This is a genomic window from Sphingopyxis macrogoltabida (assembly GCF_001314325.1).
Taxonomy (GTDB): Bacteria; Pseudomonadota; Alphaproteobacteria; order Sphingomonadales; family Sphingomonadaceae; genus Sphingopyxis; species Sphingopyxis macrogoltabida.
Genome location: NZ_CP009429.1, coordinates 786379 through 809922 on the forward strand (window position 1 = coordinate 786379; position 23544 = coordinate 809922).

Below are 23544 nucleotides of genomic sequence, written 5' to 3' on the forward strand. Positions count from 1 at the left end.
TCATCCCGGTCTAATGTGCGCTGGCGGCCCGCGCGTAACGAACAGCTCGGCCAGGGCCGCAAGCACGTCGTCGCTCTTGAGCTTGCGCGCGACCGGCAACGCCAGGCACTCCCGGCTCGCCTCGTCGATGATCGACAGGATCCGGTATTTGCGGCCATCGTGGGTGCGACCCTCGACGAAGTCGTAGGACCAGACATGCCCAGGATACTCGGGCCGAAGCCGGATGCATGATCCGTCGTTCAGCCACAATCGCCCGCGCTTCGGTTGCCTTTGCGGCACCTTGAGCCCCTCGCGTCGCCAGATGCGCTCGACCCGCTTGCGGTTCACATGCCACCCCGCGTCGCGCAGCAACGCAGTCACCCGGCGATAGCCATAACGACCATATTGCCGCGCCAGCGCGATGATATCCTCGGTAAGAGCCGCTTCGTCATCTGCCCCGCGGGGCGCCTTGCGCTGTGTCGACCGGTGCTGCCCAAGCACACGGCACAGCCGCCGCTCGGACACCGGCATCATCATTCTGATGTGGTCGATACAGCGCCTTCGGCGCGCGGGGCTCAGAAGTTTCCCCGAGCAGCTTCCTGCAGGATCAGTTTGTCCAGCGTCAGGTCAGAGATCGCACGACGAAGCCGCGCATTCTCTTTCTCCAGGTCCTTCATTCGCCGCGCCTGATCGGTCTTCAGGCCGCCATATTCCTTGCGCCACCGATAATAGGTCTGCTCGCTGACCGCGATCCGGCGACACGCTTCTGCGGTCGTCGCACCCTGCGCCAGAACAACCTCCGCTTCACGCAGCTTGCCGATAATCTCTTCCGGGCGATGCTTCTTGCTCGGCATTCATAATCTCCTTCGAAATCCAAAATATCATCAATTTTGGACCACTCAGAAGGAGGCAGATCAAAGGCTGGACTGTGCGCTGGTAGTTGAACGCCTCCGGCGACCGGATCGCCTTCCGGACCACCTTGCGCGATAACCGAAGATCACGGGCGATCACCTTGATCGCCTTGCCAGACGCATGCTCACGCCGAATCCGAACCACTGTCTCCACTACGAACATCCCGTTCTCGCCAACTAATCAAACCAGTCAGCCGCCTAAATCCTCGGGATGAAGGGTCCTATTGCACGCTGATCCTCAGCCTTGGCCGAAACGATCAATGGCCTTTACAAGGCGGAGGTGATCCACCGGCGAGGTCCGTGGCGATCCTTTGAAGCTGTCGAATATGCCACGCTCGAATGGGTCGACTGGTTCAACAACAGGCGGCTGCTCAAGCCTATCGGAAACATCCCGCCCGCTGAAGCCGAAGAACGATATTACGCCATGCTGGACGACATCGCCATGGCTGCGTAACTTATGCCAAATGGCCTCCGGCAGTCCCGCGGCGCTTCACTTCATATTCGACGGCGTATACGACCATGCCTTCGACAAACGATTTTAACCGGTACAACTGAGGCCGAGCCAGCAAACCCAATCATACACCGCTACGATCGCGACATCATCGATCGGAGAAAGATGCAAAAACCCCTCTTGACGGTCACGCGACCGTTACAAGTCCACGCTATTTTACCAAGTCCTTGGATATGACCTCGCGCTGGATTTCGGAGGCACCGCCGAAAATAGTGCCCGCCAAACCATTCAGATGCCTACCGACTATTGCCCAACCGTGTTCTGGCACTGGAGCCTCATTGGAAACTGCGAATGCTGGACCATCGAATGCCAAATCAGGCAGCGCATGGGGCCCAAGGGCTTCCACCGAAGCTTTTTCGATCTCTTGGAGAAGCTCAGAGGCGAGCGTCTTGATGAGCGAAGCTGTCGTGCCGAGACGTTCTCCGGTCTGTCGCTTTGCGACTAGCCGCATGTCTAGCGCTTCGAGCGCCATCACTCGCGCCTCCAATTCGCCCAATCGAAATTGCCTATCTTTTTCGTCAATCAGGCGACTGCCATGGGAATCGCCGACTTCGTTCCGCAGGACATTCTTGAATCGCTCAAGCGCCACGCGCGATCGAACGGATGGCGCGCCGCCGCCTCGTTCGAATTCAAGCAGGTACTTGGCCTGGTTCCAGCCTTTTCCTTCTTCACCAACGAGGTTTTCGACCGGCACGCGAACGTCGTCGAAGAACACCTGGTTAACTTCATGATCGCCGCCAAGAGTAATGATCGGTCGAACCGAAACACCCGGTGATTTCATGTCGATGAGGAGAAAGCTGATCCCTTGCTGCTGCCGTTCCTCCGGCGACGTGCGCGCGAGCACGAAGATCATGTTCGCGAAATGCGCATGGGTCGTCCAGATCTTTTCACCGGTGACGATGTAATGATCGCCATCCCGCACGGCCTTCGTCTTCAGGCTGGAAAGGTCAGAGCCGGCGCCAGGCTCGGAAAAGCCCTGGCACCAGTAGTCTTCGCCGGATCGAATGCGAGGTAGATAGAACTCCTTCTGCCAGGGTGAACCGAACTCGCAGATGACTGGTCCGACGAGATTGATTCCCATGGGCGCGACGGCAGGAGCGCCACAGAGTGATGCCTCGCTCTCATAGATATATCGCTGCATGGGAGACCAGCCACATCCGCCGTATTCCCGAGGCCAGGCATGGGTAATCCAGCCCTTCCGGAATAGCGCCTGATGCCATTCTTTTGACCAGGGGGGATCGACGAATACGCCGGTGGATAACCGACTCGCGCGACGGACGTCCGCCGACAGATGCTCCTCAAGGAAGGATAACACTTCCCGACGGAATTCGAGATCCTCTGGGGCTAGATCAATATCCAAGTTTACCTAACCTTCCATGTTTCAGCCATGCCCCGCAGAAAACGTGACAAAGCGCTTCGAACCAATAGTGGTCAACCGACGTTGCCGCTAAATTGCGCGATTTCTCCAGTGATACTAAGGTGCCGGGATGCCGATGCATCACACCTTGAAATATCCGGCTACGACACCGGTTGAACCGGAATGCGATGAGTCATACCCATCCTATCCTAGGCCGTAAACTCATAAACTGACTTGCGCGGCGCGGGCGCGGTTGATTCAAGGCTTCGGGAAGGAGCTTTGGATGACGCGTCGTAGATTTGAACTGACCGATGATGAGTGGCTGGTGATCGAGCCGTTGTTGCCGAACAAGCCTCGCGGGGTTCCGCGTGTGGATGACCGGCGGGTCATCGACGGGATATTGTGGCGCTTTCGCACGGGCAGTCCTTGGGCTGATATTCCCGAGCGCTATGGCCCACATACCACCTGCTACAACCGTTTCGTGCGCTGGCGCAAAGCCGGTGTGTGGGACCGCCTTCTCGAAGCGGTGAGCCAAGCCTTCGACGGCGAGTTGGTCATGATCGACAGTTCTTCCATCCGGGTCCACCAGCACGGTGCGACCCTAAAAAGGGGGACCCAAATCGCTGCATGGGACGTTCCCGGGGCGGTTTGACAACCAAGATCCATGCCCTGGTTGATGGTCGCGGCCTGCCGATCCAACTGCATCTGTCCGAAGGCCAGGCGAGCGATTGCCGTGAGGCCGAGAGGCTGCTGGCCGCCGTGCCGAACGCCACCACCTTTCTCGCCGATAAGGCTTATGACAGCGATGCCATTCGCAGTCAGATCACCGCGCAGGGTGGCTTCGCCAACATCCCAGCCAAGCGCAATCGTCGCAAAGGCTTCGCGTTCAGCAGCTTCCTGTATCGCTACCGTAATCTGGTCGAGCGTTTCTTCGGGAAACTCAAAAACGCCAGAGGCTTGGCCACCAGATACGACAAACGAAGCGATAACTTCCTCGCTGCCATCAAGCTCTTCTGCACACGCCTATGGATCGCCGCTAATGAGTCTACGCCCTAGCATAAGACAGTCCGGCCATTGCCACCGCCTTAGCCTTACCTAAATTAATATAACGCGTATCATAATTTAAGTCAATCACGGGCCCTAAACTGAGTTTGCGACATTCGTCAGCCCACACGGGCCGACGTTTTGCAATAAAGGCGTCTACGGCCTCAATGTGATCGACTGTGTGATGCGCCAAGGCCTGATAAGCAGCTGACAGTTCCAAAAGGGGGCCTAACTTCATGTCCTGACCTTCTCGAAGAAGCCGTTTCGCCAAACGTGTCGAATGGCCGGGGTTCGCTGCGATTCGGTCGGCGATATCCAGGGCTCGATCGAGACAGGTCTCGGGCTCCACCACCTCGGTCACCAGTCCGAATTCAAGCGCGGTTGCCGCATTAATCGCGTCCCCGGTCAATGTCATGATGCTGGCGCGCGCCATTCCTACTATGCGCGGCAGGAGCCAGGCACCACCATCTCCCGGGATAATTCCCAGTTTGACGAAACTCTCTGCGAATGCTGCAGTTTTCGAGGCTATTCGGACGTCACACATACAGGCGAGATCAAGTCCGGCGCCAATCGCCGGTCCGTTGACCGCCGCAACCACGGGAACTTCGAGTTCGTACAGGGAAAGAGGAATCTTTTGAATGCCAAGCCGATAGTAATTTCGCTGTTCATACGGATTGCCTGCAAACATTCCATGCCTGGCCGCCATGTCCTTAACATTTCCACCGGCACAAAAAGCGGATCCTGCGCCGGTCATGACGATCACTCTGACAGTATGATCTTCGGTCATTTCGCGGCAAAATTCCTCAATTTCCCTGCTATCATCGCGCGTGGAAATGGCGTTGCGTTGCTCAGGCCTGTTGAGGGTTGCAATAGCCACCGGCCCTTCGCGAGAAACCTTTAGGAATGAGCTCATTTCAAATTCTACTCCGTGTTGACATTTTTGCCGGAATGGGCGTTTAGTCAAACCGCTGCTATATCCGCAACCCCAATCGGTACGGATGCAATGATCGGTGAACCAGGCGTGCCACACGCTTTCGGGGAGTGTACCTCATACATGTTCAGTTCCTTTTCTCTTTCCGACATTCCGGGAGCGGATGAGGAATTCCGCTCGCGCGCGCGCGATCTTGCGGCAAGTGCGGTGGCGAATATGCCTATGGACCGTCGCGCACGCTCATGGATGGGTTTCGATGCCGAATTCAGCCGCCGTTTAGGCCAGGCCGGTCTTATCGGACTGATGCTGCCAGAAGAGTATGGCGGGGCCGGGCTGGGCCCATTCTCGCGCTTCGTGATCGTGGAAGAATTGCTTTCGGCGGGCGCGCCGGTCTCGGCCCACTGGATTGCTGAACGTCAGAGCGCGCCCCTGCTTCTAAAGTTCGGCACCGAGACCCAACGCTACAAGTATGTTCCCGGGATTTGCCGCGGCGAAATATTTTTCTGCATCGGTATGAGCGAACCAAACGCGGGTTCCGACCTGGCAAGTGTCAGGACCAGGGCCGAACCGATCGACAACGGCTGGCTCCTCAATGGCCAGAAAATCTGGACCACCAACGCTTTACATTCGGATTACATGATCGCTCTGGTCCGCACTTCCGGCACGCCGGAAGATCGGCACAAGGGCCTTTCCCAATTGATAGTGGACCTGCGCTTACCGGGCGTGGAAATCAGGCCGATAAGGGATCTCGCTGGAGACGAACATTTCGCGGAGGTTTTCTTCGATAACGTGGAACTCGATACTTCCGCGCTGATCGGTGAAGAAGGAAAGGGCTGGCAACAGGTAGCCGCAGAGCTCGCCTTTGAAAGAAGCGGTCCTGAACGGATTTACTCGTCTCTGGTGTTGCTGGACGGCTGGCGACAGCACTTGCGGAATTCTGGGCGATCCGACGAAACGACCGCACGCACCTTGGGATCGCTGGTCGCGCGATTCAGCAGTTTACGCGCTATGTCGCTCGCTTGCACTGCGCAGCTGGCTTTAGGCGAAAGTCCTGTCGTCGAAGCCTCGATGGTCAAGGATCTCGGCACAGCGTTCGAGCAAGACATACCCCGCATCGTGGGCGATGACCTGGCGTCCCATCCCGAGGAAGACGTCGATCAGGATCTGTACAAGACATTGGCTTACATCGAGATGATCTGTCCGAGCTTTTCTCTAAGAGGAGGAACGCGGGAGATTCTCAGAGGCATCATCGCTCGCGGAATGGGGTTGCGATAATGGACGAAATCGGCCTTCTTGAACCGTTTGACCGGATGCTTGCCGATCTGTTCAGCAGCGCGACCCTGCGGCAAATCGGACGGGGTGAGCTGGATCCAGAAATTTGGATTACTCTGGAATCTTCGGGTTTCCTTGATGCACTAGTGTGCGAAGAGAGCGGCGGGGCGAATCTGTCTTTTGCCACTGTCCTGCCTCTCTTCTTGGCGCTGGGACGAAGAGCGGTTCCGCTCCCGGTCGGCGAAACCATCGTGGCCCGCGCCTTGCTGGCGCAAGCGGGAAGCGATTATCGCCTCGGGCCAATCGTGCTCGGCGTTCCATCATTGATACTCCCAGGTGCGGAACACTCAAATTTTGTTCTGACGGAGGATTCGCGCGGAGTGAAACTACAACGTCTGGATGGCGTCGAAACGGTCGGCGCTTCCCGCGATCCGCTTTCGAGGAAAGAGCCAGCCATCGGGATGGAAGAAGGCCGCGTGACAAAGACCGCCCCGGCTGCCGCAGTGCTGTATGCCGCCTTGATTGTCGGCGCGAGCGAGGCAGTTCTGGAAATGTGTGTGGACTACGCCCTCCAGCGTACCCAATTTGGGAAACCGATAGCGCGCCAACAGGTGCTTCAGCAGAATCTTGCGCTTGCTAGCGAACATGTAGTCGCCGCGCGAATGGCCTGCGAGACGGCAGTCCGGCATAGCAGTTGGCCAAGTCCCCTGGCAGCTGCAAGCGCCAAATTGATCGCCTCGCGTGCGGCACCGGTCGTTGCCGGGATCGCTCACGGCCTGCACGGGGCAATTGGAATCAGCGGCGAACACGATCTCAATCTTCTTATTCGACGAATCCATGCCTCGCGCCTGGCGGGCGGAGCCGAGAATTACTGGGCCGGCCTGATCGGTCGCGAAATACTGGCTGATCCTAGATCCACGCTCGATCTCGTTCGCGAAGAGATGTTTTCGTAGAGTCTGAATTCAGAATCATTGGTGATGATTTTATGAGCTTGCGAGTCTGCGGGTGATGAGCTGGATCAAGGCGAGGTAGAGCCACGCCGCGGCGCTTCCTGCCCTTGATCTTCTTGCCCGCATCAGAGCCGCCCCGCGGCTCAGGACGTTGAAAGCTTGGCTAGTCGCAGAGCGTGCTCTCGTTTGTTGCCGTACATCTCTTGCAAAGCGAGTCCGCGCTTGTAGTGGTGTGAGAGTTCATATTCGTCCGTCAATCCGATGCCCCCGTGAAGTTGGATTGACTGCTTGCCAATGAAGTCAAAGGCTTTTGCGACCGTTACCTTGGCGGCGGAAACGAGCTTGGCAGCGTGATGTGTTCCCGCCGGAAAGATGCACAGCCCGGCAACTACACTTCGTGCCAATTCGTAATGCATGAGCATTTCGGCCAGACGGTGGCGGACTACCTGATTTCCGGTGAGCGGACGCCCAAACTGAACACGACTGTTCGTGTACTCGGTCGTCAGTTCGAACATCCGCCTCAAAATCCCCAGGCTTTCGGCGACAGCTGCGCGGGCACCCCGGTCATGCATGCCTTCAATAGCGCGGACAGCACCTGCGCCACTGGCGACCATCGCTGCGGATGTTAATCTGGTGTTTTCGAATTCAAAGTCCGCCGCCAAGGTCCCATCGATGAGCCTGTACGTCCTGGTTGAAATCCCGTCGGTTCCTGCCGGCACAAGCAATAGTATCAAACCATTCTCAGCGTCCTCATTCGCCAGAAGGGCGCTAACCAGGAGAAAGTCTGCCTCTGGATAGGAAACGACGTGCTTGGTGCCCCATAGTGTAATGTTTCCGCCATCGATCTTCGCTCGGCACGCGATTGCGGCAGCGTCGAACCGCCTGGCACCTTCTGAGAGCGCAACGCCGACGGTTTTGGTTCCTGCCTGCATCTCGGCAGCCAGGGTTCGCGCCCGACCCTCGTCGTCGAATTCCTGGAGGGCTACCGCAGGTATGACAATGTTTTCCGAAAATGGCTCAACGGCCAGCCGGTAACCCAATTCTTCCTGTATGATAGCGATTTCCGCTGCTGTTCCGCCAAGACCGCCCAAACCATCAGGGATTGGCAAGGATAACACGCCCAGATCCGCCAGCGCTGACCAGTTTTCCGGATCGTATCCGCGGCGCTGCTCCAGAAACTGCTGTCTGTGCGCAACGGAATACCGGTCATCAAGAAACCTTGCGATGGTTTCACGGTACATCGCCTGCTCTTCGGTAGGGTTGAAATGCATAATAATCCCAAAAAGAGTTTCGTGTATAATTTTGATGCCGCGCTTTGATTGCGTTGGCAAGAGATTTAGCAAGTTTAGGTCCTTATCACTCTGTCACGAGAGGCGAATCGCCGAACGATCCGCCGCGATCTGAGTGCTCGGAGTCTGCCAGAAATGGCTGAATTCCGTGCCTTGATAGCAGCGTCGCGAAAGAGTGCAGGGAAATCGCAGGTCACTGCCCGCTTCGCCGTGCGTCAAAAGTATAACAGTGCGTATATAGTGTTGCAATCCAACTCTGTGGCTGTTATCTGGCGGGCAATCAGAGCGTCCGGGATTCATGCCGCGCTGAGGGAGATGGAGAGGAAATGAAAGCCCTAGAGCCGATCTCGATCGCCGGTGTCGAAATCCCGAACAGGGTGGTGCGAACCGCTCACAGCACGCATTTTGGTAGCGGCGGAATTGTCCCCAGCCTTATAGACTATCATGTCGAACGTGCGCGTGGCGGCGTTGGTCTGACGATTCTCGAAATCGCAGGGGTGCATCCCACCTGCCCGTCTTCGATCTGCAACTTCGACGATTCGGTAATCGAAGGGTACGAACAATTGATGCGGGCCATCCGGCCCCACGGCATGCGGGTGTTCCAGCAATTATGGCACGCGGGACATAACGGGGTCCCAATTGACGGGAGCCCCCCATGGTCTTCCTGCGATCTTCCAAGCCCGGTACTCGGGATAGTGCCCATCACGATGAGCCAGTCCCAGATCCGGGAGATGGTAGAGGCTTTCGCTGCTGCTGCGGAGCGCTGTCAGAGGGGCGGGATCGACGGGGTGGAGCTGCACGGCTCGCATGGTTACCTGCCGCAGCAATTCATGTCCGCCATGCTCAATCGGCGAGAGGACGAATATGGCGGCAGCTTCGAGAACCGGATGCGGTTCACCGTGGAAGTGCTGGCGGCAATTCGCGAGCAGGTCGGCCCCGGCTACCCCGTGGGCATTCGCCTCAGCCCCGAAATCGTCGAAGGCGGAATGACGCCCGAGGAAACAGCCCGCGCGGCCAGCTATCTCGAGGAACGGGGGCTGATCGATTTTCTCGACGTATCGATGGGCGGGTATTTCGCCTTTCCCAAGATGATCGGCGGAATGTTCGAGCCGGCGGGTTACGAGCTGGCGACCAGTGCGCCCGTGACCGCGGCGGTAAAGGTTCCACGGATCGTTACAGGCAGGTTTCGTACGCTTGAGGAGGTCAGTCAGGTCATTGCCGAGGGGACGGCGGACCTAGTCGGCATGACCCGCGCGCACATTGCCGATGCCGCGATCGTCCGCAAAACGCGCGAGGGGAGGGAGGCAGAAATCCGCCCCTGCATTGGCTGCAATCAAGGTTGCGTCGGAATGCTGCTCGGTCCGGAACGGCGTATGGGGTGCACGGTCAATCCCTATATCGGGCGGGAAGGCGAAGTGAGCGACGATCGTCTGCCGCCCGCAGATGCAAAACGAACGGTACTGGTCATAGGAGGCGGGCCGGCAGGGATGGAGGCGGCTCGGGTTTCCCGGCTGCGGGGACACAACGTCATTCTCGCCGAAGCGGCCCCCCAACTTGGCGGCCAGGTGAGGATCGCGGCGCTGGCTCCCCGGCATCAAGGGATCGGCGATTACACTCTTTGGCAGGAGGCGGAAATCTATCGCCTGGGCGTCGATGTGCGGCTCAGCACATATCTGGATGGGGGCGATGCCGACGCTTTCGGAGCGGACCGGATCATCATTGCCACCGGTTCCAGTCCGCGGGTGGACGGGGTCCAGATGGCTATTCCCGCCCGCCCCATGAAAGGAATCGAACATCCCGATGCAATATCATCGATCGACTTTTTTTCCGGTCGGCATAATTCCTGCCCTGCCAGTGCGATAGTGGTCGATGACGTCGGGCATTACGAGGGCATTGCGGTCGCCGAAGCGCTCATCGAGCGTGGCTCGGATGTCACTTTCGTCACCCGTCACAAGTCCTTCGCCCACCTGCTCGAATCGGCGTTGCAGCCAGAGCCGGCGCTGCAGCGTCTCAACCGCGGGAGCTTTCGCCTGCACCTGCGCTCGCACGTGGATTCGTTCAACGGGTCCGAGGCAGTCATAAGCGATCTGAACGGCGGAGGCACAAGCACCGTCCGGGCAGATTGGGCAGTTATGGTCAGTCATAACCGGCCTGCGATCGAGCCATTTGCCGATCTTCTGGGGACCAGATCCGACATCGCGATTGTTGGGGATGCCAACAGCCCGCGCTTTCTTCTCCGCGCGATCGCCGAGGGGAACCGGGCAGGCTGTATGGCATGATAGAGTTCGTATTGAGAGCCGAGAGTGCAGTTGCTGCTAGATAAATTGATGGAAAGAGGACGACCATGACTTCTACGGTACAAGATGCGGATCCCGCCCAGTTGGATTTTGCCAATCCGCAGGTGATGGAGTGTCCCTATCCCATCTACGAGAGCTTGCGTGAAAAAGCGCCGGTTTACTTCGCGGAGAAGTTGGGATTCTGGCTCATTACCCGCTACGACGATTGCCTGAATGCCATCCGCGATCCGCAAGTATTTTCGAGCAAGATGGGTTTTCGGCCCGGCTCGGTTCCCGATGAGGTAATGCGGATTTACAACGAAGAAGGCTTTGGGGATCTTCCCGATACCTTGGTCAGCAACGATCCGCCATCGCACACGCGTTATCGCAAGCTGGTCGACCGCGCTTTTACCGCCGGTCGCGTGCGTCAGATGGAAGATTACATGGTGGTGGTCGTCAGGGAATTGATCGACGCCTTTATCGAGAAGGGTCGCCTCTCGGTCATGCAGGACTTCGCTGTCCCCGTTCCCATGTATGTGATTGCGGACCAGCTGGGCGTGCCGCGCAGCCACCGGGACAGGTTCAAGGAATGGTCGGATTCGGCGGTTGCCCCGCTCGGCCTGCTTTTGTCTGACGAGAGAAAAATCGAATGCGCCAAAAGTGCAGTCGAAATGCAACATTACTTCGTTGAGGTCTTTGCCGATCGCCGGGCAAATCCGCGCGACGACATGATTTCGGATCTGGTCACCAAGGAAATCGACGGAGCTCCGTTGAGCATCCCGGAACTCCTGTCGATCCTCAATCAGCTTCTCGTCGCCGGCAATGAGACCACGACCAGCGCAATCGCTGCGTCCATAGTGCGCCTGGCCAACGAGCCCGAACTGGTCGAACTCCTCGCCAAAGAACCGGGCAAATGCGACAATTTCGCAGAAGAAATTCTGCGTCACGAGTCTCCCGTCCAGGGACTGTTCCGGATGACGACTGCGGATGTCGAGGTCGCCGGCGTTACCATTCCCAAAGGCAGCCTTGTAAACCTTCGCTATGGCTCGGCGAACCGCGACGAGCGAAAGTATGAATGCCCCGAAGTATTCAACGTGGCTCGCGCGAACGCGTCATCCCATCTAGCATTCGGGGCCGGCATCCACCACTGCATCGGCGCTCAGCTGGCGCGTCGCGAAATCGCGATCGCCGCGCGCGAACTGACGGCCCGGCTGAAGGACATCCGCCTGGTCGAGGCGGACAAGATTTCGCATGCGCCGAGCGTGATCCTGCGGGCTCTCAATGAATTCGAGATCGAATTCTCGAAGCGGTGAGATCCCAGGTGAGAACAGACATGACCTACGACTATGATGTAATCGTGATTGGCGGCGGAGGGGCCGGGATGGCAGCCGCCATCACGGCTTGTGATTCCGGCGCGCGCGTGGCGCTTCTGGAAGCCGCAAACCAGCTTGGCGGCTCGACGGCATTGTCGGGCGGTGTGGTTTATGGTGCCCCGACCAGCATCCAGCGGGCTGCCGGCATCGACAGCGACACAGTCGATGCAATGTTCGAATATTACATGACCTTGAACCAGCACAAGGTGGAACCGTCGATCGTTCGGCGGCTCTGCGAGTTGTCCGGACCGGCGATCGAATGGCTCATCTCGATGGGGGTCGAGTTCGATCCGGCTGAACTGTATGCCTCCGGTGTGGAAAGCGTTCCGCGAGGCCACAAGACAACGGGCAACGGCGCCGCCTTGTCAGAGGTGCTGGACCGCGAGGTCAACCGCCGCAATATCGACGTTTCGCGGGGCTGCCGCGTGACCGCGCTGCACACAGACGAACACGGTTGTGTGCGCGGCGTCGTACTGGATGGCGAGACCGTAAGCGCGAATAGCGTGATAATCGCCACAGGAGGCTTCGGTCACAACCGGCTCCTCCTGAACCGTCACTATCCCGAAGCCGCCCAGCACGGCGATTGGACTTGGGCCATAACCGCCAAGACCTGCACTGGCGATGGCCTGTTGATGGGCCAGGAAGTCGGCGCGGATATTGCCGGTCACAATCGCGGGTTGCTGCTGACCACGCCCGGTTTCTATCGCGATCTCGAAGTCTTCGTCCCGGGCTGGCTGGTCTATGTCAACCGCGAGGGGCGCCGCTTCATCAACGAAACCACCGAATATGCGGTCATGGCCGGGGTCGTGAAGGACCAAATTGGCGGGTCTATCTTTGCTATCTTCGACGAGAATGCACGCGCCACTGCCGTGCCAGAGCCTCGCTATGCCGCAGCCCACAAGGCGGGGATCATCACGCTGAACTGGGTGACCGACAAGATCGACGAACAGATCGCCAAGGGCAAGGTCATCAAGGCGCAGACCTTGGCCGAACTCGCCGACCTGGTCGGTATCGAAAGCGGCGCGTTGGAAACCACGATCGCCCGTTACAATTCGGATTGCGAGCAAGGGGTGGACAGCAAATTCCACAAGGACGGCGCACTGATGAAGCCTGTCGCCCAACCGCCCTTCTATGCCGCCGAAATCCGCCCTGCGATTGTCTGTCTGACCTCGACCGGCTTGCGGGTGGACAGGGACATGCACGTTCTCGACTGCGCAGACCGCCCCATCGGCGGGCTCTTTTCTGCCGGAGAAGTGTCGGGCGGTGTTTTGGGTGACAGATATATAGGCGGCGGAAATTCGATCGCCAACGCGATCGTCTTCGGACGTGTCGCAGGTGAGCAGGCGGCGCGTGAAGCGGGCCTTGGAACCGACAGGGAGCAAGCATGATGGCAAACGAATTTTCGCTAGACGGCAAAGTGGCGCTCGTCACCGGCGCGGCACGGGGCATTGGCCTCGAAATCGCTTGCCGGCTTGCGCAAAGCGGCGCGCAGGTGGTTTTCACCGATGTCGAACCAGAACTCGGTCCCGAGGCCGCCGCTTCGGTGCAGGGTGGCTCATACCGCAATCTCGACGTCACGGCGCAATCCCAATGGGAAGACACGATCCAGGAAATTCGTGACCAGCATGGTCGCCTGGACATTCTCGTCAATAATGCCGGGATCAGCCCGGCCGGGAACATTGAACAAAGCGATCTGGCTTTGTGGCGGCGCGTTCAGACCATCAATGTCGAGAGCGTGTTTCTCGGGTGCCGAACCGCGCTGCCGCTGATGCGCCAATCTGGCGAAGGCGGTTCGATTATCAATCTCAGCTCGATTCAGGCCCTGCGCCCCGCAGCCGAACTGGCTGCCTATTCCGCATCGAAGGCCGCCGTGCGGGCTTTGACCAAATCGGTGGCACTCCACGCTGCCCGTGACCGGATACGTTGCAATTCGGTGCACCCAGGCGGGGTGCATACCCGAATGCTTGACGATTTCGCCGCGCTTACCGGCGATGCGGAAGCGGCGCTGCTCAAGCTAAATGCCGCAAACCCCTTGGGGCGGGTGGGTTTGCCGCTCGATATTGCGAATGGCGTTCTCTATCTCGCCTCAGACCTCTCGGCTTGGGTCACGGGCCTCGAACTTGTGATCGATGGAGGTTCGACCCTGTGAGGGAAGGTGTCCTCGATCCTTCAGGCTGGCGGTTGTGGCGCAGCCAGGACGAGATGAAAGATCTGGTCAAAACGGGCGTGTGGGAAAACCGCACCACTTGGCAGGATGCCGTGGCCTTTGCTCAGTCAGACCCCGACGGCGTCGCTATCTGGTTCGACGACGGTTCCGAGTTGACTTACCGTCAGGGATGCGAGGAGGCGATTACGCTTGCTGCCTCGCTGAAGGAACTGAGCCTGCGCAAGGGTGACGTGGTCAGCGCCACCCTGCCGAACTGGCGGGAGATGGCGATCATCAACCTAGCTTGCTGCGCCCTCGGCCTGGTCATCAACCCGATCATTCCGATTTACCGCGATCGCGAGGTGGGCTTCATTCTGAAGGACGCTGGCTCGCGCCTGCTGTTCACGCCGGGCGGTACGGGGAGCTTCGACTATCTCGCCATGGCGGCGCGCATTGCGGCAAAGACCCCTTCGCTGGAGCACATCGTGACGGTGAGGCCGGGCGAAAGCGAGAGCGCAACCCTGAGCTACGCTGAGCTTATCGAGAAAGGGAATCCCGAACAATTTGAAGCTGCGGAGGTCGATCCCAGTCACGTCAAGCTCTTGATGTATACCTCCGGCACCACGGGAATTCCCAAAGGGGTTCTGCACAGCCATAATACGCTGAGGCGTTCTGCGGCCAATTCCCGCGAGGCGCGAGGAGTGGGGGAAGGCGACATCACCCTGATGGCGTCGCCGGTTACTCATGTGACGGGCTATTCGTCGCTCGAGCAGGCATTCAATTCCCCGATCAAGACTGCTCTCATGTCACGCTGGGATAAGGCAGCGGCCATTGATTTCATCAATCGCACAGGGGCCACCCTGACGGTTGGCGCAACCCCTTTTCTCAAGGAGCTTCTGGACGAAGCGGAAGCGCGCGGCACCGGCCTGCCGAGCCTGCGTCAATTTGCCTGCGGTGGCGCGGAGGTGTCTCCCCAGCTGATCGTCCGGGCTCATGAGACGCTTGATAATTGTCGCTGCTTCCGGGTCTTTGGAAGCACTGAGGTGCCGCTCGTCACACAAGGATACCTGCGGCCCGAACATGCAAATCTGGCCGCCGAAACCGACGGCCGGATCTACAATTACGACGTGCGCATCGTCGATGCAGACGGCCGCGATGTCGCACCTGGCGAAGAGGGAGAAATCCTCGCGCGGGGGCCGTCGATGTTCCTTGGGTACACCGATTGGCAGGAAACGATGAAGGCGGTCGACGGGAATGGCTATTTTCATACCGGCGATCTCGTTCGCGCTGGGCCAGAAGGCAGCATTGTCGTCAGCGGGCGGTTGAAAGATCTCATCATCAGGGGTGGCGAAAACCTCAGCGCGAAAGAGATCGAGGATGTCCTGAGTCTTCATCCTGCCATTCAGGAGGCTGCGGTGGTCTCGATGCCTGATCCAAGGCTGGGAGAAGGTGTCTGTGCCTTTCTCGTTCTGCAGGCCGATTGTCCGGCGCCAAGCGTTGGCGAACTCAGCCAGTTTGTGCGGCAACAAGGCCTTGCCCCTCAAAAAGCACCAGCCAGAATCGAAGTAATCAGCAAATTTCCAATGACTGCCTCTGGCAAGATTCAGAAAAATGTTCTGCGTGAGAGAATTCGTGAAATTATATAAATATTTGGGGAGAGAACTTATGAACAATAATCACAACTTTTTGTCGGGTTGCGCAATTGCTGCTCTTGCCTGGAGTGGATTTTCTGCGCCGGCCTTTGCCCAGAACGCCAGTGAACAGGTTGCGGAGACTGCGGATCCTGCCGAGAGCGATGAGATCGTAGTTACTGCCCGTCGGCGTGACGAAGCGCTCCAGGATGTCCCGATTACCATCGCATCCATTGGTGGTGACGAACTCGAGAAGTCGCAGATCACCAAACCGGAAGCACTTGCGGCGCGCGTGCCCACATTGAATATCGCGGTGGGCGGTTCGGGTTCGGGCGGCCAGATGAGTCTGCGTGGGATCGGATCCTCGAATGTGTCTGCGGCGTTCGACAGTGCAGTTGCGCTCGATTTCGACGGCATTGTGGTCAGTTCCATGCGCCTGGTCCAGTCTGGGTTTTTCGACGTCGCCCAGATCGACATTCTGAAGGGACCGCAGTCGTTGTATTTCGGCAAGAGCGCTACCGCTGGCGTGGTTTCGATCCGGTCTGCCGGTCCTACGTCGTCACTCGAAGCATCATTGCGCGGGTCCTACGAATTCGAAGAGAAGGGCTATACTGTCGAAGGATACGTTTCCGGACCGATCAGCGACACTCTGGGTTTCCGCATCGCCGGCCGCTTTAACAAGATTGACGAGCTCTATTTCAATGCGGCACCAAATGTGGCCCACCCCTATCGCGGGGAGAAGAACATCAATCTGCGCGGCACGCTCGAATGGGAGCCGAGTGCAGACTTCACTCTCAATCTCAAAGCGAACTATGTCGGTCACAATAACAACGGCGAGATCCGGCACACACAGATTTTCTGCGGAGCGAACGGCTTAGCCGACCCCCTGCATTTGCTGGGCGGGGCTGTGGTCATTCCAGCTGGCTACGATTGCAACGCTTTCGACAATGTTTTCTGGTTGCCGGATTCCGCAGTTCCCTTGGGCGCAATGGCACCTCCGGGCATGGATAATAACGGAGGTGTTCCGTTCAACGATACGGATACGTACCTGATCCGCGCAAAAGCAGACATAGCGCTGCAGGATAATTTGTCGCTGGCGCTGGTGACCGGATATTTCGACTTCAAATCGCGCGGTCAGGATTTCTATGGTTATGGCGGCGTGATGGGGGTCGGTACCGATCTTAACCTCAACCGGAACCAGCAGTTCACGCAGGAAATTCGTTTCGCCAGCGACAATGAAGGACCGTTCAACTGGCTGGTCGGCGGTTTCTACGAGCGCCGCGACATCCTGTTCGAAGCAGCGCAGAATGCAGTCAACATTTCATTTCTGGCGGCCGACCCCATTACGGGTTCGACATTTGACTGGCGCCGTCAGCATTACACCAAGACTGACGCATACTCGGTCTTCGGCAACGTTTTGCTGGAACCCACAGAAAACCTCGAGCTGTCGGCTGGCCTGCGTTACACCAAGGAAAAGAAGATGAACCGGATCGAGGTTCCTTACGTTCACCGTATATTATCCGGCCCGCCGTTCAACTTCATCGCAAGCGGTTTCGAATCGCCGCAGATCCGCTTCCAGGACGATAATTTCTCACCAGAAGTATCGGTGAAATACAAGATTTCCGACGATGCCCAGGTCTATGCTTCCTACAAGAAGGGCTTCAAGTCAGGCGGAATCGACAATAGCGCCTTGCCCTCAAGCGGGTTGAGTGCCATCGTTGCTTCGGGCGACTATTCCTCGCTCATCTTCGCTTCCGAGACGGCCGAAGGTTTTGAGGTCGGATTGAAAAGTTCACTGGCTCAGAACAAAGTGCGATTGAACATGTCGCTGTTCAACTACACCTTCTCGGGCTTGCAGATACAAAGCTTCGATCCGGTCGCCATCCAATATAGCACAAGCAATGCTGGCCAACTGCGATCACGCGGCGGAGACCTTGAGCTCCGCTGGAAAGCGCCGACGGATGGCCTGACCCTTAGTGCGGCAGTCGCTTATACTGATGCCGAATTTACCGAGACCTTCATCAGCAATGCCGGAATCGACCTCAAAGGCAGGGCTGCACCAAGAGCGCCCAAGTGGTCAGGCAATCTGTCTTTCGACTGGGAGATCCCGATCTCTAATAGCCTCGACTTCAGTGTGTTCGGTTTGGCTAACTACAGCGGTTCCTATTTTGCCGATGCAACGACCTTGAATGACTATGTTCAGAAAGACTACGTCACATTGGATGCCAATGTTACGATCAGTTCGTCGAATGATCGTTGGCGCATTTCCTTGTTAGGAAATAACCTGACCGACAAGATCTATGTCAATCAGGCATCTGGTCGACCGTTCCGGCAAGCCGGAGTGGGTGACGACTTGGCACTCACACAGAACAGGGGCCGGCAGGTCTTCGTAGAGTTCGCTGTTAAGTACTGAGTCTCTCAAGTTTGATGTCATTGTGGATAGAGGAGTCTCGATCATGATAGAAACGCTGACCGGAACAAATCGATCAAGAGGATTATCCTATCAGGAACTCCTCAAGACTGATTCGAAAAGCGTACCTGCGTCGCTGAAGAAGGAATCGGCGCTGGATCATACTCCTCTATCTATCGATGTTGAGCGATATTACAGTCGCGAATTCCACGATCTGGAAGTCGAAAAACTCTGGCGGCGCGTGTGGCAATTGGCTTGTCACGAAGACGAAATTCCCGAGGTTGGGGATGCATTGGTCTATGACATCGCGTCGCTTTCTTTTGTTGTGGTGAGGACGGGAGAAGATGAATTCTCCGCCTATCCCAACGCCTGCCGCCACAGGGGGCGCCGCCTGCTGGATTGCCCCAAAAAGGGGCTCACCAATTTCCGATGCCCTTTCCACGGTTGGTCGTGGAAACTTGATGGGACACTCAAAGAGGTTCCATGCCACTGGGATTTCCCAAACGTCACCGAAGAAACGCACTCACTTCCCAAGGTGAAAACCGGCCGCTGGGGTGGGTTCGTGTTCATCAACCCAGACCCGGACGCGCAGCCCCTCAAGGAGTTCCTGGGGGACATTGACGAACACTGGACAACCCTTCCCTTCGAACGTCGCTACAAGGCCGTGCACGTCGCCAAAAAGCTGCCCTGCAATTGGAAAATTGCACAGGAAGCCTTCATGGAATCCTATCACGTGATCGCGACGCATCCTACTCTGCTGTATGAGATGGGGGATGCTAACTCGCAGTACGACGCTTTCGGGGTGCTTTCACGCGCCATCTCCGCGCAAGGCATAGCCAGTCCGCATATTGAGGCCGAACTTGCGGGCGAGCCGTTTGACGATACCACGCCCTTTACCGTCTACCGTCACCCCATAACTGGTGATCTCTATGAGCGCCTCAGTGAGGGCCGCATACGTTTGACAAAGGCGGATGGCCGGGTCGGGGTGTTCAATGCACAGGCAGAGCCGCTGGAGGGCGAGTTGAAAAATGCGGACCTCCACATTTGCAACTGGTTCGCGGGCAGGTTGACCCCCGATATGGAAGCGGCAAGCCATGCTTTCGGCGCCTTGCCGGTGGTCGAAGCCCGTGCGAGTCGCGCTGCTGCCAAGCGGGAGCAATTGCGACCGCTGATGGGGGACGAGATCGACCGGGTGTGTGACGCCGAATTGGTCGATTCAATATATTACAGCATCTTTCCGAACATTAGTCCGTGGGGGTGCTACAATCCAATCTTCTACAGGTTCCGACCAGATGGCGATAATCCGGAACAATGCATCCACGAAATCATGTTCATGCTTCCGGTTCCCAAAGGACAAGACCGACCGAAGCCGGCTTCGATCCATTGGCTCGGCCTAAATGATGACTACATGGAGGCTCCCGAACTCGGTTCGTTGGCGAAGGTGTTCAATCAGGATAATTTGAACCTGCCGGCAGTACAGCTGGGGTTGCGCAATGTTCCTGGGGGCAAGATCATGCTGGCGGAATATCAGGAAGCCAAGATCCGGCATTTTCATGCCACTTTGGACGATTGGCTCGATTAATAGTCCTGCGCAGGCTCGTTGGCGCCCACAGATAAACGTTTTTCAAGGTCAATGTATGAACAAATCAGATTCCTCCCATGCCTTCACGCCTGAGTTAGCGAGATCGATTTATCGCAAAGCGTATCTCATCAACCGCACGGACCAACGATTCCGGGCGATGCTGACGAATGGTGAATTGGCAGTTGCATACTACCCTGTTCGTGGACAGGAGGTCACCGCAGCCGCTGCGCTGTCTGCATTGCAGCCCGAAGACTATCTGGTGACAACCTATCGCGGCCTTCACGATTCCCTGGCCAAGGGGATTCCATCACGCTTGCTATGGGCCGAGTTTGCCGGAAAACGCACCGGGACCTGCAAGGGCAAGGGCGGACCGATGCATATCACTTATCCCCCGACCGGGGTAATGGTGACGACAGGAATCGTCGGGTCGGGCATTCCGATCGCCAATGGCCTGGCAATGGCCGCGCAAATTAGAGGCGAGAACCGGGTAGCGGTGGCGAGTTTCGGTGACGGGGCCAGCAATATCGGCGCGTTCCACGAAGCGCTCAACATGGCGTCGGTTTGGAAACTGCCGGTTGTTTTCCTCTGCCAGAACAACCAATACGCCGAGCATACGACGCTCGCGGCAGGTACTTCAGTGACGAGCATCGCCGAAAGAGCTGCGGGTTACGAAATGCCCGGCGTGTCGTGCGACGGTCTCGATCCCGAAATGATGTATCAAACAATGGCCGCAGCGGTTGCTCGTGCCCGTGCTGGAGACGGCCCTACCCTGGTCGAAGCACATACGTACCGCTTGCAGGGTCATATCTTCGGCGCTGATTACAGTTATATTCCCAAGGAAGAGCTCAAGGCTGCCGAAGAGCGGGCCAGCATGATGCGCCTTCGCCAAAGGATCAGCGAGAGACAGGTCACCGATTCCGATCTCGCGCAGATCGAACAGGAGGTGGACGCCGAAATCGAAGATGCCGTGGCGTTCGCACTGAAAAGTGATCCGCCGGATCCGGACGAGATCAGGTTCGACATCTACGAAACGGAGCAGGCAGCATGAGCGGAAAAACTATCAGCTTCGGCCAGGCTCTCAATGCTGCGCTCGATGATGCGATGGCGGACGACGGAAATGTCATGATTCTTGGCGAGGATGTTGCCGACGAGCAGGGCGGCGGCGTGTTCAAGGTCAGCAAGGGCCTTTCGAGCAAATACGGAACCAGTCGCGTTCGTTCGACTCCCATTTCTGAACAGGCCATCCTGGGCGCGGCAGTGGGTGCGGCGATTGTTGGCATGCGTCCGGTGGCCGAGATCATGCTGATGAATTTCATCACGGTCGCGATGGACCAGCTGGTCAATCACGCCGCGAAGCTGCGCTTCATGTCGGGCGGCCAGACCAATGTGCCGCTGGTTGTCCGAACGACGACCGGGGCTGGTGTGGGTTTCGGAGGTCAGCATTCCGATATGCTGGAAGCCTGGTTTGCTCATGTTCCCGGCCTAAAGATTGCGACCGCCTCGAACCCGGCGGATGCCTATGGCCTGCTTCGCTCTGCGATTGACGATGAAGATCCCGTTATCCTGATCGAGAATATCACACACTACGGAATGACAGGCCCCGCCCCAGAGGCTGGTTATCGCGTGCCGCTGGGCAAGGCAGCGATTGCGCGCGAGGGAAGGGACATCACTCTTGTTACTTACGGACGCGGTGTAAGCGATAGCCTGAAGGCGGCCAGCCTGTTGGCTGATGAAGGTATCGCCGCTGAAGTCATTGACTTGCGCACCATAGCCCCGTGGGATGAACAGGCGGTTTTCGCTTCTGTCGCCAAGACAAAGCGCGCTGTAATCGTCCACGAAGCAGTTCGTCCTTTCGGGGCCGGAGCCGAGATTTCCGCTCGCATTCACGAAGAACTGTTCTCTGATCTACTAGCGCCAGTTCAGCGGGTCGCGTCCTATCCCTCTCCGGTTCCCTTTGCGAAGCCACTGGAGACAGCATTCCTCTATAGTGTCGATGACATTGTTCGTGCGGCACACGCAACAACAGATAAGGCAATTAACTCATGACTATAGAAGTTCGCATACCAAAGCTTGGGATGAGCATGGAAACTGCAACCCTTTTGGAATGGTGCGTTGAAGATGGTGCGCAGGTCAGTGCTGGCATGCCACTTTATACGGTCGAGACAGACAAATCGACCATTGAGGTGGAAGCGCCGGCCGACGGACAGATTGAGATAATCGGCTTGGTCGATACTGAATATGAGGTCGGCACTCTCATTGCTCGTATTTCCTGAAGCCTGTTGGGAAAGTGGAGAAGACCCGAAATGCGTGACGAGGTATTTGTTGTCGACCAGGCCGGGAAGGCTCGCATTGTCGCCGGGAAGAACCGCACCAATGGACAGATTGTCTTTCCATATCCAGATGGAGAGGGCGAGGGGGCATACGAACGGATCGAGCTTCCGCAAAGCGGGACTTTGTGGACGTTTACCATACAACGTATTCCGCCGAAGAACCCGCCCTATGTAGGCGTGACCAATCCCGACGACTATGAGCCGTATGGGGTGGGGTACGTCAGCCTCGGGGATGAAATCATGATTGAAGGTCGGCTCGTTGCCGATCCCGAGAGCCTTAGAATTGGAATGCCGATGGATTGTATTGCGATTTCCCTGTCCAAGGCCGATGGCGGAGAGATGATGACATATGCGTTTGCCTCGAGCGAACAGGACAACAATTCATGAGCCAAGTTTATGTCATCGGCGCTGGAATTCATCCGTTCGGTCGACACGACGGCAAATCTGGTCTCGATCTAGGTGTCGATGCCACAAAGTTAGCGTTGAACGACTGCGGACTGGAGTGGTCGAATGTCGAAGCAGCATTCGGGGGATCGTCAGCCTCGGGGAATGCCGATGCCTTGATGCCGCGAATGGGTCTCACGGGAATTCAGTTCATAAATGTAGCGAATGGCTGCGCAACCGGTGGTTCTGCCGTGCTGTCTGCGTACTGGGCGATCAAGGCCGGTGAGTTTGACACGGCTTTGGCGGTAGGGTTTGATAAGCATCCTCGCGGCTCCTTCAATCCCGATCCAGAGAAATATGGGCTCCCACAATGGTACGGCGATACCGGCCTTATGTTGACGACCCAGTTCTTCGCCCTGAAGATTCAGCGCTATATGCACGATCATGGTATTTCGGCTCGGACGCTCGCCCGGGTCGCGTCCAAGGCATTCGAGAACGGTTCGCGCACTCCCCACGCCTGGCGGCGCGCGGCGATGGACCAGGGCGCAATCCTGGCTTCCCGCATGATAAGCGATCCTCTAACACAATATATGTTCTGCAGCCCCTCGGAGGGCGGCGTGGCGCTGATCCTTGCTTCCGAGAAAAAGGCTCGCGAATTGGGACGGACGCAGGTCAGGTTGAGGTCGGCAGCGGTGAAAACAAGGCCAGAAAACAGCTTTGAAGTGTTTTCTCCTTCTCTTTCTGTCGAGAGGGGCGAAACGCCGACAATGCTTGCAGCTCGCGCCGCCTTTGATAAGGCGGGTCTCGGTCCGAAAGACATTGATGTTGCCCAGTTACAGGATACCGAAAGCGGCGCTGAAATCATGCATATGGCGGAAAACGGCTTCTGCCGTGATGGCGATCAGGAACAATGGCTTGCCGACGGACTAACCGCTCTTGGCGGGCAACTGCCAATCAATACGGACGGTGGATGTATTGCCTGTGGGGAACCGATTGGCGCCTCCGGCTTGCGTCAGGTTTATGAAAATGTTCTGCAGTTACGCGGGAAGGCCGAAAACAGGCAGGTCGAAAACGCCAGACTTGCTTATTCGCAAGTATATGGGGCTCCAGGACTTGCTGCAGTTGCGATCCTAGAAAAGATTTAATTTGCTGCGAAGCGCAGCTGTAT

At 57.4% G+C, this 23544-nt stretch carries 18 protein-coding genes and 3 pseudogenes; 16 read left to right on the top strand and 5 right to left on the bottom strand.

Features of this window, described 5'->3' with window-relative positions:
• Nucleotides 1-9 precede the first annotated feature (9 nt).
• Together LH19_RS27695 and LH19_RS29790 are read right to left on the bottom strand one after the other, a co-directional pair.
• Nucleotides 10-833, bottom strand: a pseudogene (locus tag LH19_RS27695) (IS3-like element ISSpwi1 family transposase); the annotation flags it as partial.
• A 61-nt stretch (nt 834-894) separates the two neighbouring features.
• Nucleotides 895-1053: pseudogene (locus tag LH19_RS29790) on the bottom strand (IS21 family transposase); the annotation flags it as partial.
• A 75-nt stretch (nt 1054-1128) separates the two neighbouring features.
• Between LH19_RS29790 and LH19_RS03910 the strand changes: the two are divergent.
• A pseudogene (locus LH19_RS03910) lies at nt 1129-1344 on the top strand (integrase core domain-containing protein); the annotation flags it as partial.
• 208 nt (nt 1345-1552) lie between these two features.
• Here LH19_RS03910 and LH19_RS03915 read toward each other — a convergent pair.
• Nucleotides 1553-2761, bottom strand: coding sequence for an acyl-CoA dehydrogenase family protein (locus LH19_RS03915; RefSeq protein ID WP_039575457.1), 1209 nt, complete (start codon nt 2759-2761; stop codon nt 1553-1555).
• Nucleotides 2762-3041: 280 nt separating this feature from the next.
• Between LH19_RS03915 and LH19_RS27705 the strand changes: the two genes are divergently transcribed.
• Nucleotides 3042-3814, top strand: a protein-coding gene (locus LH19_RS27705) for an IS5 family transposase (protein ID WP_145923346.1) whose coding sequence is annotated in 2 segments (ribosomal slippage) — nt 3042-3360 and nt 3360-3814 — 774 coding nt in all. Because the reading frame shifts where the segments join, the coding sequence is not laid out codon by codon here.
• On the opposite strand, the gene LH19_RS03930 is transcribed toward LH19_RS27705, so the two are convergent.
• The gene (locus LH19_RS03930) at nt 3804-4715 is read right to left on the bottom strand and encodes a crotonase/enoyl-CoA hydratase family protein (RefSeq protein ID WP_082395402.1); all 912 of its coding nucleotides are present in this window, start codon (nt 4713-4715) and stop codon (nt 3804-3806) included. The two genes, LH19_RS27705 and LH19_RS03930, sit on opposite strands and share 11 nt — an antisense overlap.
• Before the next feature lie 141 nt (nt 4716-4856).
• On the opposite strand from LH19_RS03930, the gene LH19_RS03935 reads away from it, so the two are divergent.
• Nucleotides 4857-6008 carry an acyl-CoA dehydrogenase family protein gene (locus LH19_RS03935; RefSeq protein WP_052208285.1) on the top strand — a complete coding sequence of 384 codons (1152 nt, stop codon included), beginning with the start codon at nt 4857-4859 and terminating at the stop codon, nt 6006-6008.
• On the top strand, nt 6008-6958 hold the full coding sequence (locus LH19_RS03940; protein WP_039575450.1) for an acyl-CoA dehydrogenase family protein: 951 nt from the start codon (nt 6008-6010) through the stop codon (nt 6956-6958). Before LH19_RS03935 ends, LH19_RS03940 begins: the two co-directional genes overlap by 1 nt.
• Before the next feature lie 140 nt (nt 6959-7098).
• On the opposite strand, the gene LH19_RS03945 is transcribed toward LH19_RS03940, so the two are convergent.
• On the bottom strand, nt 7099-8298 hold the full coding sequence (locus tag LH19_RS03945) for an acyl-CoA dehydrogenase family protein (RefSeq protein WP_145923347.1): 1200 nt from the start codon (nt 8296-8298) through the stop codon (nt 7099-7101).
• A 272-nt stretch (nt 8299-8570) separates the two neighbouring features.
• Here LH19_RS03945 and LH19_RS03950 point away from each other — a divergent pair, with 272 nt between their 5' ends.
• From LH19_RS03950 to LH19_RS04010, 12 genes are all read left to right on the top strand, one after another.
• Complete coding sequence (locus LH19_RS03950; protein WP_039575447.1) at nt 8571-10523, top strand: oxidoreductase; 1953 nt, start codon at nt 8571-8573, stop codon at nt 10521-10523.
• A 65-nt stretch (nt 10524-10588) separates the two neighbouring features.
• The gene (locus tag LH19_RS03955) at nt 10589-11833 is read left to right on the top strand and encodes a cytochrome P450 (protein ID WP_039575445.1); all 1245 of its coding nucleotides are present in this window, start codon (nt 10589-10591) and stop codon (nt 11831-11833) included.
• Nucleotides 11834-11853: 20 nt separating this feature from the next.
• Nucleotides 11854-13281: an FAD-dependent oxidoreductase gene (locus LH19_RS03960; RefSeq protein ID WP_054725000.1), complete on the top strand. Its 1428-nt coding sequence runs from the start codon at nt 11854-11856 to the stop codon at nt 13279-13281.
• A complete protein-coding gene (locus LH19_RS03965) occupies nt 13278-14042 on the top strand; it encodes an SDR family NAD(P)-dependent oxidoreductase (protein WP_234716073.1) in 765 nt (254 codons plus the stop codon). Before LH19_RS03960 ends, LH19_RS03965 begins: the two co-directional genes overlap by 4 nt.
• A 53-nt stretch (nt 14043-14095) precedes the next feature.
• Nucleotides 14096-15685, top strand: a complete 1590-nt coding sequence (locus LH19_RS03970; RefSeq protein WP_082396213.1) for an AMP-binding protein — start codon at nt 14096-14098, stop codon at nt 15683-15685.
• 19 nt (nt 15686-15704) lie between these two features.
• Entirely contained in the window at nt 15705-18083 is a 2379-nt protein-coding gene (locus LH19_RS03975) for a TonB-dependent receptor (RefSeq protein ID WP_054725006.1), read from the top strand.
• Between the two features lie 43 nt (nt 18084-18126).
• A complete protein-coding gene (locus tag LH19_RS03985; RefSeq protein WP_082395404.1) occupies nt 18127-19662 on the top strand; it encodes an aromatic ring-hydroxylating oxygenase subunit alpha in 1536 nt (511 codons plus the stop codon).
• A 55-nt stretch (nt 19663-19717) separates the two neighbouring features.
• A complete protein-coding gene (locus LH19_RS03990; protein WP_039575436.1) occupies nt 19718-20710 on the top strand; it encodes a thiamine pyrophosphate-dependent dehydrogenase E1 component subunit alpha in 993 nt (330 codons plus the stop codon).
• Nucleotides 20707-21708, top strand: coding sequence for an alpha-ketoacid dehydrogenase subunit beta (locus LH19_RS03995; protein WP_039575434.1), 1002 nt, complete (start codon nt 20707-20709; stop codon nt 21706-21708). The genes LH19_RS03990 and LH19_RS03995 overlap by 4 nt, the downstream gene beginning before the upstream one ends.
• Nucleotides 21705-21935: a biotin/lipoyl-containing protein gene (locus tag LH19_RS04000; protein WP_039575432.1), complete on the top strand. Its 231-nt coding sequence runs from the start codon at nt 21705-21707 to the stop codon at nt 21933-21935. The genes LH19_RS03995 and LH19_RS04000 overlap by 4 nt, the downstream gene beginning before the upstream one ends.
• Nucleotides 21936-21965: 30 nt before the next feature.
• Nucleotides 21966-22379, top strand: a complete 414-nt coding sequence (locus LH19_RS04005) for a Zn-ribbon domain-containing OB-fold protein (protein ID WP_039575430.1) — start codon at nt 21966-21968, stop codon at nt 22377-22379.
• Nucleotides 22376-23521 carry a thiolase family protein gene (locus LH19_RS04010; protein WP_039575429.1) on the top strand — a complete coding sequence of 382 codons (1146 nt, stop codon included), beginning with the start codon at nt 22376-22378 and terminating at the stop codon, nt 23519-23521. Before LH19_RS04005 ends, LH19_RS04010 begins: the two co-directional genes overlap by 4 nt.
• The last annotated feature ends 23 nt before the right edge of the window (nt 23522-23544 follow it).

Coding starts and splice junctions, on each gene's coding strand:
- LH19_RS03930 (WP_082395402.1), bottom strand. CDS start 4,715: ATGAGCTCATTCCTAAAGGTTTCTCGCGAAGGGCCGGTGGCTATTGCA.
- LH19_RS04005 (WP_039575430.1), top strand. CDS start 21,966: ATGCGTGACGAGGTATTTGTTGTCGACCAGGCCGGGAAGGCTCGCATT.
- LH19_RS03960 (WP_054725000.1), top strand. CDS start 11,854: ATGACCTACGACTATGATGTAATCGTGATTGGCGGCGGAGGGGCCGGG.
- LH19_RS03935 (WP_052208285.1), top strand. CDS start 4,857: ATGTTCAGTTCCTTTTCTCTTTCCGACATTCCGGGAGCGGATGAGGAA.
- LH19_RS03995 (WP_039575434.1), top strand. CDS start 20,707: ATGAGCGGAAAAACTATCAGCTTCGGCCAGGCTCTCAATGCTGCGCTC.
- LH19_RS03990 (WP_039575436.1), top strand. CDS start 19,718: ATGAACAAATCAGATTCCTCCCATGCCTTCACGCCTGAGTTAGCGAGA.
- LH19_RS03955 (WP_039575445.1), top strand. CDS start 10,589: ATGACTTCTACGGTACAAGATGCGGATCCCGCCCAGTTGGATTTTGCC.
- LH19_RS03965 (WP_234716073.1), top strand. CDS start 13,278: ATGATGGCAAACGAATTTTCGCTAGACGGCAAAGTGGCGCTCGTCACC.
- LH19_RS03940 (WP_039575450.1), top strand. CDS start 6,008: ATGGACGAAATCGGCCTTCTTGAACCGTTTGACCGGATGCTTGCCGAT.
- LH19_RS04000 (WP_039575432.1), top strand. CDS start 21,705: ATGACTATAGAAGTTCGCATACCAAAGCTTGGGATGAGCATGGAAACT.
- LH19_RS03975 (WP_054725006.1), top strand. CDS start 15,705: ATGAACAATAATCACAACTTTTTGTCGGGTTGCGCAATTGCTGCTCTT.
- LH19_RS03950 (WP_039575447.1), top strand. CDS start 8,571: ATGAAAGCCCTAGAGCCGATCTCGATCGCCGGTGTCGAAATCCCGAAC.
- LH19_RS03985 (WP_082395404.1), top strand. CDS start 18,127: ATGATAGAAACGCTGACCGGAACAAATCGATCAAGAGGATTATCCTAT.
- LH19_RS04010 (WP_039575429.1), top strand. CDS start 22,376: ATGAGCCAAGTTTATGTCATCGGCGCTGGAATTCATCCGTTCGGTCGA.
- LH19_RS03970 (WP_082396213.1), top strand. CDS start 14,096: ATGAAAGATCTGGTCAAAACGGGCGTGTGGGAAAACCGCACCACTTGG.